Origin of the sequence: Acinetobacter pittii ATCC 19004 = CIP 70.29 (assembly GCF_000369045.1) — a bacterium.
In the GTDB taxonomy this organism is placed as follows: Bacteria; Pseudomonadota; Gammaproteobacteria; order Pseudomonadales; family Moraxellaceae; genus Acinetobacter; species Acinetobacter pittii.
Window position 1 is genome coordinate 754338 of record NZ_KB849790.1, and the last position, 13346, is coordinate 767683.

Consider the following 13346-nt stretch of genomic DNA (forward strand, 5'->3'; position numbering starts at 1 on the left):
TTCTTTAGCGACTAATTTCTATATTGCATGTTTAGCTTTAAAAGTAAAAATTCATCTCAAAGAAATCTTCATCTTATTTAAAAAATATTTTTCTCCTTTGACTCTATTGGTTGACTAGCAAAATTACCTCCAAATTTTATCGTTCTATAAATCGCACCAAGCTTTCTATTTTCATAGCTTCATTCCAATAAACGCTACGATAAACTGTACTCAGATAAAAAATTAAATCAGGAGAATACATCATGTTTGATATGCGTTTATCTCACGAGCGTGGTGCAGCACATCATGGTTGGTTACAATCAAAACATAGCTTTTCATTTGCTAACTATTGGGATCCTAAACAAGTCGGTTTTTCGGATCTGCTTGTAATTAACGATGATAACGTTGCTCCATCTAAAGGCTTTGGTACTCACCCTCACCGTAATATGGAAATTATTTCCTATGTACTTGAAGGTGCATTAGAGCATAAAGACTCGATGGGTACAGGCTCTGTGATTGTGCCGGGTGACATTCAGCTGATGAGTGCAGGTCGTGGTGTTGCTCATAGTGAATTTAACCACTCAGCTCAAGAAGGCGTTCATTTCTTGCAAATTTGGGTTGTTCCAAATGAAGTGAATACAGAGCCAGACTATCAACAAGTTCATATTGATGAAGCAGACAAACGCGGTAAATTGCATTTGATCATCTCACCGAAAGGTGGCGAGAAAACTTTATCGATCAAACAAGACATTAATATTTACTCAGGTCTTTTTGATGGTGAAGAAACTGCTGACTTTGTGATTCCTGATGGTCGTTATGTGTACCTACACGTTGCTAAAGGTCGTGTTGATGTAAATGGTAAAACTTTTAATACTGGCGACGCAGCACGTATTCGTGACGGTGGAAGCTTATCGTTTACCAATGGTGATAACGCCGAAATTTTGATTTTCGATATGCGTCCTGAAGAAGTTCCAACCATGCCATAAGATCAATTAAGCCCTCACATAAACTTTATGTGAGGGCTTTTTATCGTTACTTGGACTTATAAAAATTCTAACTCTGCTCAGTGCTCTTCTGAACGAGCCATCTCTGTATTGATATAGCTCATAATCATCGTGGTTAGGCCCTGCACCATTTCATCAAAACTAATATAAGGGTTTGGCAAAATAAGATGCCGTGCGACATTAAAAATTCCACTATTAATACAGATATAGGTAATTACAGGCAAATTATTGATTTTTAGGTATTTTGGATTATGCATCATATATTTCATGATGACTTCCATTAAAGCCTGTTCAATTTTGGGAATGTATTTGTCGTACTGCAATTCTCCTGCATAACGTAAAACAGTCAAATAACGGTCATTATTTTTCTTTAATAAATCACTAAAAGTATAAAAAATCATTTCAATAACAGGCTCTAACTCCAACTGTAAAATTGTCGGTGTAAGCTCTGTAATCATGTCCAGAATTTCCCGAACAAAAAAGTGATTCATCGCATCATAAATTTCTTCTTTATTTTTAAAATATTCGTATAAAGACCCGACACTCACTCCTGCAATTTCTGCAATATGACGTGTCGTGGTTCCACTCGGCCCATGAAGTGCCACCGCAATAAAACCCGCTTCAATAATCGTGTCGACAGTGACTTTGGCTCGAGTTTGACGAGGTTTACGCGTAGTCATACGATCTAATCAATAATCCGAACATAAAGTCAGATTAGCATGTAATCTGACTCGGTAGAAATAAAAAAACAAAATCCGAATAGTTGTCAAACTTAAGTGAAAAAACTGAGAAAAACAGATCTCAACTTATCAATCAATGGATGCTTTTATTTACTATTTTCAGAGATTAGGAATTAATTTAATTTATTATTTTTCAAAAAGATAAGTACAATTTATTTAAAATTATTATTACAAAGAATGTCTATAAAATACTTTTATATATTTAAAAATTTACCCGAATTGAATCCGAACATAATGTCAGATTAATATGAAAAAATTAAAGAAGAGTCATTCAGCAGCTCTTGCCTGCCTCGGTTCTTCTTCCGTTATTCAGCCAAATAATCAAACAAATAACGGAGCAACAACACCGTAGTCAATACAGAGAACTATCTGTTTTTGAAAATGGAATTTTACAGTGCTTTGTTGATCATTGAGTTTATTGATTTTCATCAAAATGCACCACTACTTTGCCTCAGGGTGTCGCCATGATCTCGACCGCAGTTAAAAAATCATTCAACAAACTTAAATTTCAGCGTGAAATTGAGCTACCAGATTTTGCTAGCAAAAGCTCAATTCCAATCAGACATTTAAATATTGGTTTTGATGGTAAAGAAATTGATGTCAGATTCTATATGGACAATCAATTTGCTACTTTGTTTTTTGCCACACTTTCGGTGTTTTTAACTTACGGCGAAGATCTGGTTATTGAAACCGCTCGCCATCACCGTGAATTTATCAAAGATCCAATATTAAAGCAGCGAGTAACGTCGTTGATTGGCCAAGAAGCAATTCATTCTAAATTGCACAATGAATATAACGATGCCCTTCAAGATGCTGAATATCCTGTTGCGCTATATCGTTTTCTTGGCTCAAACTTCTTTAAGTATGTTTTCTTAAAGTTTCCCCAGCCACTCAAATTATCAATGATGGCAGGTATTGAGCATTTTACTGCGGTACTTGCTGAATACATGATGAAGCATGAAAAGAATTTCTATTATTCAGATGATGAAAAAAGCCGTGCATTGTGGATGTGGCATATGCTTGAAGAATCTGAGCATAAAGATATTGCCTACGATGTATATCAACTTTTAAATGGTAGCTATGCACTACGCGCGTCTGGTTTCTTCCTCGCGCTATTTACCATTTTAGGTTTAATCCCTGCGACTACATTATTTGTGCCTGTGTTAAGAAAGCCACAAGAGATGCTGACTTTAAAATTCTGGAAAGATGCTCGTCGTGGTGTAGGCTTAATCTTTGGTCCAAAAGACGGAGTTTTCGGCAGTACGATTGGTCAAATTCTTGACTACTTACGCCCAGATTTTCATCCAAATGATCATGATACAACTGAATATCTTGAGTATTACAAAAAGAAATTGCTGACCGAAGGCGGCGCAATTGCTCCTTACTTTGTTAAAGAATTTACCCCACCAGTACGCATGTCTTAATCGTCCTGCATTTCCAGCTATCAAAGAGGTAGCTGGTATCTCTTCAAGCTATTTATGGATGAATCATGATTTTATTTGGCAAAAAGAAAGTCAAACCAAGCCAAAAAGCTTATGCCGTAGTGACGGGTGCAGGCAGTGGGATTGGTAGAAGTTTTGCAATTGAACTTGCGAAACGTGGTGGCAGCGTAGTCTGTGCAGATATTAATCTGGGAGCTGCTGAAGAAACAGTAAAACTTCTTGAACAAAAAGGTGCAAAAGCTTTTGCTATGCGCTGTGATGTGGGTAATGCTGAACAGGTTAACCATCTCGCTGAAACTGCTGAAATCTTACTTGGGCACCCTGTGACTCTTGTCATTAATAATGCTGGAGTAGGTTTAGGCGGTAAATTTGACGAACTCAGTCTAGAAGACTGGAACTGGGTCATGAATATTAACCTTTGGGGTGTTATTCACGGTTGCCATGCATTTGTTCCCAAGTTTAAAAAGTTAGGTTACGGCGCGATTATTAATGTGGCATCTGCGGCATCTTACACGGCTGCACCAGAAATGACTGCTTATAACGTGACTAAAGCGGGTGTGCGTGCGCTTTCAGAAACGCTTTCTGCCGAACTGCGTAAGTTTAATATTAAAGTGAATGTGCTCTGCCCGACGCTGGTACCCACCAATATCATTAAAAATGGTCGAATTCCCGGACGCTATTCAAAGCTGGCGGACCATGCACTGATGAACTATGCGCTGACCACAAGTGACGATGTCGCAAGATTAACCCTTAATCGCCTTGATCAGGATGAGATGTATACCATTCCTCAAATTGATGCGAAGTTATTCTGGCTTATGAAACGTGCATCCCCAAGCTTGTATACCAAGTTCCTTGGTACATCGTACAAATTATTTAAATAAGAAATTTATAGGTAGTACACATATGACTGCGCAAATGAAAACAAATGCATCAGCAAAAAAAGCTGTCAAATCACCAAGCCATATTTTCGATACTTTTATTGTGGGTGCGGGCATTTCAGGGATCGCTGCTGCCATTCGCCTAGATCAAGTTGGTTATACCAATTATAAAATTATTGAAAAAGCTAGCCGCGTGGGTGGAACATGGCGTGAGAACACCTATCCGGGTTGTGGTTGCGATGTACCTTCTGCTCTTTATTCTTACTCATTTGCACCAAGTGCAAAATGGAGCCATTTATTTGCACGCCAACCAGAAATCTTAAGTTATCTGGAAGATGTGAGTAACGAGTTTAATATTGCATCTAAAATTGAGTTTAACAACGAGTTGCTTAACGCAGCATGGGATGACTCACGTCATGTGTGGGTACTTGATACCACTACTGGGCAATATTTATCTAAAACCGTTATTTTTGCCACAGGTCCAATTACTGAAGCTCAAATTCCACGTCTTGAGGGCTTAGAAACATTTAAAGGCGAAATGTTCCATTCAGCAAAATGGAACCATGATTATGATTTAACTGGTAAACGCATTGCCGTGATTGGTACTGGTGCATCTGCTATTCAGTTTGTGCCACAAATTCAACCAAAAGCGAAAGAACTGTTTGTGTTCCAACGTACAGCACCTTGGGTATTACCAAAACCAGATACAGACTTGGGCGAATTTAGTAAATCAGTGATTGCTAAATATCCGGCTATTCAGGCGAGCTGGCGTAAAAGTGTAGCGTTAACACTGAATGCAATTAACTTTGGTTTACGTAACCCTCTTGCGCTCAAACCAGTAAATGTATTGGGTAAGCAATTACTTAAATTGCAAATTAATGACCCAGTGCTACGTAAAAACGTAACGCCGAACTTTGACATTGGTTGTAAACGTATTTTATTCGCTAACAACTACTACCCTGCACTACAAGCACCGAACACCACACTCATTCCTCATGGTTTAGTGAAAGTTGAAGGCAACACAGTGGTTGCTGCGAATGGTGAACGCCACGAAGTTGATGTGATTATTTGGGGTACAGGTTTTGAAGTATCTCACCCACCAATTGGTAAACGTGTCCACAATGAAAAAGGTCAATGTTTACAAGATATTTGGAAAGATAGTTCACCAGAGGCTTATTTAGGAACCAACATTGAAAATGTACCAAATGCATTTTTAATTTTAGGACCTAACGTACTGGTTTATGATTCTTTCATTGGTTTAGCAGAGGCACAGCTCGACTATATCGTAGATGGCTTATTGAAAATTAAAAACAAAGGAATTAGCAAGTTAAATGTTAAATCTGATGTGATTAAAAAGCATAATGATTTAGTACAAAAGCACTTACAAACAACGGTATTTAATAGCGGCGGATGTAAGAGTTATTATCTTGATGCCAACGGTCGTAACTTTGCTGCATGGCCTTGGTCATTGAAAAAACTTAAACAACGTTTGAAAAAAGTAGATTTGAAAGATTATGAAGTGACGTATCAAACGACAAAAACTCACTAATTTGTATTTTCGATCAAATCAGTTGTAAGAAATAGGCAGTGTATTTTAGTTTTTCATGAAATACACTGCCTTCTTCGTTGAATATCTTCAAGAAATAAAAAAACAGGATAAAGATGAAAGAAGGACAATCAAGCCGTACTGCTGAAGCCGCTGCTGCATTACGGGCCAATCATTTTCAAAATACACAGAACCCTGTATTTTCAGATCCGTATGCTTTTGAACTAACCAGTAAAGGCTGGAAAAAACTTCTCTCTAATTCACTGATTGTTAAAGTGATGAATTCTGCGGTTTTAAACCGTACTTTAGGTCTACTTACTGGACAAGTGGTCGGTCGCTCTCGCTATGCCGAAGATTTACTTGCTCAGGCAGTTCAACAAAATACTCAACAATATGTATTAGTGGGTGCTGGCCTAGACTCTTTTGCACTACGTGAATCACACCATTACCCTACTTTGAAAATTTTTGAAGTTGATCATCCTGATACTCAAGCGGCCAAACAAGCCAAGCTAAAAAAGTTAGGAAATATTCCTACTACCGTTGAGTTTGTCTCGATTAACTTTGAAAAAGAGTCTATTTCGGAAGCCTTGACCAGAAGTCTCTATGATCAATCTGCTCCTGCATTTTTTTCATGGTTAGGCACAACGCACTATTTAAACCCGCAAACGACCTTGCAAACTTTAAAAAGTATTGCTGAATTTGCTGCAAACGGTAGCGAAGTGGTACTCGACTATTCGACCGATTTTCAGGAATTAAACGGTATTGAGCGACTTGGAAGTATGGGCGTTGCACAATTTACCCATTTGCTGAAAGAGCCTTTACTAGGTCAATTTAAACCAATAGATTTACATCAGGCCGTGGAGCAGATGGGATTTGAAGTGATCGAAGATCTTTCAGGTGAAGCCATTACTGAACGATATTTTAATGCACGGACCGATGAAATTCGCCACACCTCAGCAACACGGTTATTGCATTTGCGTTTAAATAGAAAATGATGTTGAAAGCCAACTTAGACCTTAAGTTGGCTTTTTTAATTGAGGTTAATACCATCGTTACCAACTTGAACGAGGCTCTGGCCCATCGACATGCTGATTTAAAAATTGGCGCAAATGATCTAAAAAGTGCGCGACTTTAGGCGACAGATTCAGTCTCTCTAAATACACCGCATAGACATCTGCGGGTGGTGTTTCATAATCTTCTAGCACTTGAACTAATCTACCACTTCTTAAATATTTTGCTACGTCCCACTCTGCTCGCATCAAAATACCATAACCTTCTAAGGCCCAATTTAATGCGACTGCACCATCATTCGTACTCAGTTGCCCATGAACTTTAACAGTTTCAACTTGTTTGCCATGACTTAACCGCCAATTGCCATAAGCAGAATCATTTTGCCGAATCACAATACACTGATGCTGCGTTAAATCATGAGGAGTGAGTGGTTGCCCTGCCGTTTTTAAATAGCTAGGTGATGCACATAATAAACGGCGGTTGGCTGCCAATTTTTTTGCAATTAGACGTGAATCAGGTATTTCGCCAAGGCGGATTGAGACATCAATGGCTTCATCTGGCAGATTAATCGGTCGATCAGTTAAATGCAGTTGGACATCGACATCAGGATAGATTTTGGCAAATGTAGAAATCGCTGGTGCAATATAAGAACGACCAAAGCCTAAAGGAGCATTCACACGCAATACCCCTTTGGGTGCTGCCCGACTACTTGAAACCAAACGCTCCATTTCATCAATCTCTTTTAAAATACGAACTGCATTTTCAAAGTAGACCTCACCTTCACTGGTTAAACTAATTCGCCGTGTTGTTCTATTTAAAAGCCTTACTCCTAAACGCTCTTCAAGTTGAGTTAAACGTCTAGAAACCGCAGGTGGAGTCAAGTTTAACTCTCGTGCCGTCGCGACAAGACTTCCTTGTTTGACCAATAAACAAAAGAAAGCTAATTCCGTATCTGCATTCATGATTATTAAGTTTTTTGCAATAGTGATTTAACTTTATATCGATTCATCAGTTTTTTAAAGGGTTTAACATCCATCTCAATGTTTCCCGACATAAGCCATCTCTTGTTTAAGAGCATAACAATGTCCGCAGAAGGAATGCTGTGGATGAACGGGAAAAGCCATCTAGCCGAATCAATAGCGGTAAAGAAAGCGAAAACTACCAATCAGGATTGGTAGTCATGAATATGGAGTCATGACATGGAAATGGATATTGAAAAGCGAACGTTACGTCGAATTACTTGGAGAATCGTACCGTTTATTATGTTGTTATACCTTATAGCCTATATCGACCGCGTCAATATTGGTTTTGCCGCACTCACCATGAAAGAAGACTTAGGCTTTACAGCCTCGGTTCTCGGGTTTGGTGCCGGAATTTTCTTTTTGGGCTATTTCTTATTTGAAGTCCCGTCCAACATTATTTTGCATAAAGTCGGGGCCCGCATCTGGATTGCTCGAGTCATGGTGACATGGGGTCTGATTGCAGCCGGTATGGCGTTTGTAGAAAGCTCAACCAGCTTTTACGTTATGCGATTTTTACTCGGTGTTGCCGAGGCTGGCTTCTTTCCTGGCATTATTTTGTACTTAACTTATTGGTTTCCTGCACGACATCGTGCTGGGGTGATTGCTTTATTCATGGCAGCCGCCCCAATTGCCACAGCAGTTGGTTCACCAATCTCTGCCGCATTACTTGAAATGCATGGAATTTGGGGACTCGCTGGTTGGCAGTGGATGTTCATTATTGAAGCAATACCAGCAATCATCTTAGGCGTTGTTGTTTTTAAATATATGACGGATCGCCCTGAACAAGCCACTTGGTTAAAACAGGATGAACGCGAATGGCTTGTAAAAACGATGAAGGAAGAAGATGTAGGGAAAAATGCTCATCAGCATCACAGCATTCTTCGCGGTCTTGCAAACCCAAGAGTACTTGCCCTTGCATTGATTTATTTCGGAACATCGGCTGGGCTTTATACCCTCGGTATCTGGGCACCACAAATTATTAAACAGCTTGGCGTAACGTCTATGACTGTCGGGCTTTTAAATGCTATTCCTCCAATCGTTTCTGTCATTGCCATGGTTTTATGGTCTCGACACTCTGACCGCACCAATGAACGTACATGGCATGTTGCTCTCGCATGTTTAACCGCAGCAGTTGGTCTCGCAATTGCAGCAGGCACACATAACGTCATTGGATTAATTGCAGCACTTACCATTGTGAATGTCGGTATTAGCTGTGCCAAACCACCACTATGGAGCATGCCAACCATGTTCTTGTCAGGATCAGCCGCAGCAGCAGGTATCGCCACGATTAACTCAATCGGAAATTTAGGTGGTTTTGCAGGCCCTGCCATGATCGGCTGGATTAAAGATCAAACTGGGGATTTCACAGGTGGGCTCTATTTTGTTGCGGGCTTACTGATTATCTCGACCTTACTAACACTAGTGCTGAGCTTCTCCCAAAAAGTGAAAGTAAACGCTGCCAAAGCCACCCATTAACCCTATTTACACCAATTAGATCTGAACAAGTTTCTTCAAGGAGCACAACATGGACAAAGATATTGCAGTCCAGTCCCTTACGGACACCATGGCCAAATTTACGGCTTATATTGGAAAACGCCTACCTAAAGATGTGAAAAGCAAGTTAATTGAACTGCGTACTTTAGAAACCAATCCATTGGCTAAATCAGTTTATGACTCGATGGAAGAAAATCAGCAAGCTGCCGATAAACTCAACCGCCCAAGCTGCCAAGACACGGGTGTCATTCAATATTTCGTTGAAGCAGGTGCCAACTTCCCTTTGCTTGGTGAACTTCAAGATATTTTGAGCGAAGCAACTGCTGAAGCAACACGCATAGGTCCATTACGTCACAACGCTGTGGAAACCTTTGATGAAAAAAATACAGGCACGAATACAGGCACTCAAATTCCATGGTTAGACTGGCGTATTGTGCCTGAACTCGACACTTGTACCATTGATGTCTATATGGCTGGTGGCGGTTGTACCCTACCGGGTGCGGCAAAAGTTTTAATGCCAGGTCAAGGTTACGAAGGCGTTGCTGAATTTGTGATGGATGTTATTACCGAACGTGGTGTAAATGCCTGTCCACCGTTACTGGTTGGTGTAGGCGTATCAACTTCGGTTGAAACCGCAGCTCGTCTTTCTAAACTCGCGATTATGCGTCCGGTTGACTCAACAAGTGATAACCCACGCGCTGCCTTAATGGAACAACTATTAGAACAAGGTCTTAATGAAATTGGTATTGGTCCTCAGGGACTCACAGGGAATAACAGCGTAATGGGAGTCAATATTGAATCTTCTGCACGCCACCCATCAACCATTGGGGTTGCAGTAAATACAGGTTGCTGGGCACATCGTCGTGGCAAAATTAAGATTAACCCAGATATGTCGTATGAAATCTTGTCTCATGAAGGAGTTGTACTATGAAAAAAATTCTGACAACTCCTATTAAAGATGAAGATCTTTTAGACCTTAAAGTCGGTGATGTCGTTTATTTGACTGGCCGTTTGGTAACTTGTCGTGACGTTGCCCATCGCAGACTGATCGAACAAGGTCGAGAACTGCCAGTTAACCTTGAAGGCGGAGCGATTTTTCATGCCGGCCCTATTGTGCGCAAAAAAGGTGAAAACGACTTCGAAATGGTTTCGATTGGTCCAACAACCAGTATGCGAATGGAAAAATTTGAACGAGAATTTATCAAACAAACTGGAGTTAAGCTTATTGTGGGTAAAGGCGGCATGGGGCCAGAAACAGCTGCCGGCTGTCAGGAAAATGTTGCGGTTCATGCCATTTTCCCAGGTGGGTGCGCAGTTCTCGCAGCAACCTTAGTTGAAGAGATTGAAGGCGCTGAATGGCAAGACCTAGGTATGCCAGAAACCCTTTGGATTAACCGTGTGAGAGAATTTGGTCCTCTCATTATTTCTATCGACACCAAAGGCAACAACCTGATTCAACAAAACAAAGTTGAATTTCAAGCCAAGAAAGCACCGATTTTAGAAAAAATCAGTAAGCAACTAAGCTTTATTAAATAAACTGCTCTTTAATGAAGGGAAAGCAAAAGCACCCTTCATTTTTTTATTTTTGTACTAAACGCATGGCATGAGGTGTTTTCCCATGCCATCTTTTATAAGCATGAATAAAACTGGTAGGTTCTGCATAACCCAACCACTCGGCAATCTGTTCAACCGAAGCTTTTGGTAATGCCAAATATTGCTCAGCTAGAACTTGCCTTACTTCTTCACGTATCTGAATAAAAGTCATTCCCTCTAATGCCAAATGACGGCGTAAAGTACGAACATTTAAATGCAAACGTTCAGCCACGATTTCCATAGAAGGCATTTCCCCTCGCACATTCATAAGTTGCTGTTGCACTAAGGTTGTAAATTTATTTTGTGATTGGCGTTTCTCTAATATTTGTCGGCACTGTTCTTCAGCTGTATGTAAAACCAATTCATTTGCCATAAGCAACTTTTGGTCTACTTTTTGCGGATCAAGAATTACAAAGCTTTTCGCAGCACCAAATTCAGGCATCACACCAAATAAGTTCTGATAAGGCTCGGCATCACCTTTGGGTTGGAAAGAAAAAGCCAAATATTGGCAAAAATTGTCCTGCACCAAATCTCGCTGTACCGTAATGAGTGCGGCGGCATCGCGTTCAATAATGAATTGACGCACTGAAGATGGAATATCTTGCTCATCAATTTCGATACGGATTCCTTGCGGTGTATCCGACACATCAAAGCGGGTAAAAGCAAAGGTTAAAGTAAAATAGGTTAAAGCCAAATCTAGTGCTTCACGAATGCTCGCACTACTCATCAGAGCCATACCTAATGGCCCAAATGTGGTGAAATGATAGCGCGTACCTACCTCTAAACCTAATGTTGGTCTGTCTCCCAGTTGCTCAACCAAGTTATGAATCAGCTGTAATTCCTGATGGCCTGTCACCACCATATTAGGGTCGAGTAATTGTTGTTGGCTAAGCCCAGTCCCTTTTAAAATCGTCTCATAAGAAATGCCTGATTCCACCGCAAAATCAGCCATTAACCGAACACTATGTACACTGCGTTCAAAAGCCCATGCATACTTCACTGTATTGCTCAGAATGTCCTCGAATCACAATATTTTGTCCTCATCCATCCTCTAAATCAAGCAAATAAACGTCTATTCTGCATACAGGAAATTGCGATTTTTTCGCTCACTGTTTTTAAGGATTTAGAGCAGCCCATGTTTAATTCGTCGTCTAATTCAAATAAAAATGTACGCATCGCCATTATTGGCACTGGTTTTGGTGGTCTAGGACTTGCCATTCGTCTCAAACAAGCAGGTTTTGAACAATTTACGCTCTTTGAAAAAGCTGCTGATGTAGGTGGTGTCTGGCGTGACAATACTTATCCGGGCGCTGCCTGTGATGTGCCTTCTCATCTGTATTCTTTTTCTTTTGAACAAGAGCTAGGCTGGAAAAATCGCTACGGGACATCTCAAGAGATTTATCAATATTTACGCCACTGTGCGGATAAATATGACATTCGTCCACATGTTCAATTTAACACTGAAATAGCCAGTGCCGAATTTGATGCGCTGCAAGGTGTATGGCACATTCAAAGCACGACTGGCGAACAGTTTGAAGCTGAATTTTTAGTGGGCGCGGTAGGCCAACTTAACCGCCCTGCCTATCCAAAACTTAAAGGCATTGAAAACTTCAAAGGTAAGGCATTTCACTCAGCACGTTGGGATCACGACTATGATTTAACTGGCAAACGTGTTGCAGTTATTGGCACAGGTGCAAGTGCAATTCAATTTGTACCTGAAATTGCTAAACAGGTAGCACATCTCGATGTTTATCAACGTTCAGCACCTTACGTGATTCCAAAACCAGATCGGGTTTACCAAACTTTAGAGAAAAAGGCTTTCCGTAAATTACCTATTTTGCAAAGTCTGGACCGTGCCTTGCAATATGGTCACCATGAAATTCGCCTACTTGCTTTTACAACTTCACTTAATGAAATGCCGTTGGTGGAATATTTATTCCAGCGTCACATCCGTAAAGTTGTTAAAGATGGGAAGTTACGCCACCGCCTAATGCCGGATTACCCAATTGGCTGTAAACGTATTTTAATCTCTAACCATTGGTATGAAACACTGACCCAGCCTCATGTCGATGTGATTAATACGGGCATTCAAGAAATTACTGAAAACGGTATTTTAGATACAGACGGAAATCTGCGTGAAGTCGATACCATTATTTATGGTACGGGCTTTGCCGCAACGGAATTTATGGCGCCAATGCAGATTACAGGTCTTGATGGCCGCACCTTAAAAGACACATGGAAAGATGGTGCAGAAGCTTATCTCGGTTTAACTGTGAGCGGCTTTCCAAATTTCTTTATGCTCTATGGTCCAAATACCAATCTTGGGCACAACTCAATTGTGTATATGATTGAAAGCCAAGTGAATTATATTTTAGATGCCATTCAAACAACCCTACAAAACAAACTTCTGTTCACCAATGTTCGTGCAGAAGTTCAACATGAGTTTAATCAAAGCATTCAAGAAAAAATGAAAAAAACTGTCTGGGCACAAGGTTGTACCAGTTGGTATCAAACTGCGGATGGCAAAAATACCAATAACTGGCCAGGTTTTACTCTTGAATATCGACAACGTACTCGTCGCTTCGATATTGAAAACTACACTCAGGTTTCGGCTATTTCTTAAACAAGCTTCACCAT

12 protein-coding genes are annotated in these 13346 nt (G+C 40.3%); 9 read left to right on the top strand and 3 right to left on the bottom strand.

What is annotated here, in order from left to right:
• The first annotated feature begins 242 nt into the window (after nucleotides 1–242).
• Entirely contained in the window at nucleotides 243–965 is a 723-nt protein-coding gene (locus F928_RS16095; protein ID WP_005077002.1) for a pirin family protein, read from the top strand.
• Between the two features lie 77 nt (nucleotides 966–1042).
• Here F928_RS16095 and F928_RS16100 read toward each other — a convergent pair whose 3' ends face one another.
• Nucleotides 1043–1663, bottom strand: coding sequence for a TetR/AcrR family transcriptional regulator (locus F928_RS16100; protein WP_002163161.1), 621 nt, complete (start codon nucleotides 1661–1663; stop codon nucleotides 1043–1045).
• 524 nt (nucleotides 1664–2187) lie between these two features.
• On the opposite strand from F928_RS16100, the gene F928_RS16105 reads away from it, so the two are divergent.
• The 4 genes from F928_RS16105 (at nucleotide 2188) to F928_RS16120 (ending at nucleotide 6584) form a co-directional block, all read left to right on the top strand.
• Entirely contained in the window at nucleotides 2188–3147 is a 960-nt protein-coding gene (locus tag F928_RS16105) for a metal-dependent hydrolase (protein ID WP_005070390.1), read from the top strand.
• Between the two features lie 65 nt (nucleotides 3148–3212).
• On the top strand, nucleotides 3213–4046 hold the full coding sequence (locus tag F928_RS16110; RefSeq protein WP_005077012.1) for an SDR family NAD(P)-dependent oxidoreductase: 834 nt from the start codon (nucleotides 3213–3215) through the stop codon (nucleotides 4044–4046).
• Nucleotides 4047–4068: 22 nt separating this feature from the next.
• The gene (locus F928_RS16115; protein ID WP_005077014.1) at nucleotides 4069–5592 is read left to right on the top strand and encodes a flavin-containing monooxygenase; all 1524 of its coding nucleotides are present in this window, start codon (nucleotides 4069–4071) and stop codon (nucleotides 5590–5592) included.
• Between the two features lie 113 nt (nucleotides 5593–5705).
• Nucleotides 5706–6584, top strand: coding sequence for a class I SAM-dependent methyltransferase (locus F928_RS16120; RefSeq protein WP_005077015.1), 879 nt, complete (start codon nucleotides 5706–5708; stop codon nucleotides 6582–6584).
• A 57-nt stretch (nucleotides 6585–6641) separates the two neighbouring features.
• Here the strand turns inward: F928_RS16120 and F928_RS16125 are convergent, their stop codons facing one another.
• Nucleotides 6642–7562, bottom strand: a complete 921-nt coding sequence (locus tag F928_RS16125; protein WP_005077017.1) for a LysR family transcriptional regulator — start codon at nucleotides 7560–7562, stop codon at nucleotides 6642–6644.
• A gap of 237 nt (nucleotides 7563–7799) precedes the next feature.
• Here F928_RS16125 and ttuB point away from each other — a divergent pair, with 237 nt between their 5' ends.
• Genes ttuB through ttdB form a run of 3 tightly spaced genes read left to right on the top strand, consistent with a single transcriptional unit; the run spans nucleotide 7800 to nucleotide 10652 of the window.
• Nucleotides 7800–9098, top strand: coding sequence for an MFS transporter (gene ttuB, locus F928_RS16130; RefSeq protein ID WP_005077019.1), 1299 nt, complete (start codon nucleotides 7800–7802; stop codon nucleotides 9096–9098).
• Nucleotides 9099–9147: 49 nt separating this feature from the next.
• Nucleotides 9148–10047: a L(+)-tartrate dehydratase subunit alpha gene (gene ttdA, locus F928_RS16135; RefSeq protein WP_002163154.1), complete on the top strand. Its 900-nt coding sequence runs from the start codon at nucleotides 9148–9150 to the stop codon at nucleotides 10045–10047.
• Entirely contained in the window at nucleotides 10044–10652 is a 609-nt protein-coding gene (gene ttdB / locus F928_RS16140; protein ID WP_005077020.1) for a L(+)-tartrate dehydratase subunit beta, read from the top strand. The genes ttdA and ttdB overlap by 4 nt, the downstream gene beginning before the upstream one ends.
• Before the next feature lie 43 nt (nucleotides 10653–10695).
• Here ttdB and F928_RS16145 read toward each other — a convergent pair whose 3' ends face one another.
• Nucleotides 10696–11709, bottom strand: a complete 1014-nt coding sequence (locus F928_RS16145; RefSeq protein ID WP_005077023.1) for an AraC family transcriptional regulator — start codon at nucleotides 11707–11709, stop codon at nucleotides 10696–10698.
• A gap of 135 nt (nucleotides 11710–11844) precedes the next feature.
• Here F928_RS16145 and F928_RS16150 point away from each other — a divergent pair, with 135 nt between their 5' ends.
• Nucleotides 11845–13332 carry a flavin-containing monooxygenase gene (locus F928_RS16150; protein ID WP_005077026.1) on the top strand — a complete coding sequence of 496 codons (1488 nt, stop codon included), beginning with the start codon at nucleotides 11845–11847 and terminating at the stop codon, nucleotides 13330–13332.
• The last annotated feature ends 14 nt before the right edge of the window (nucleotides 13333–13346 follow it).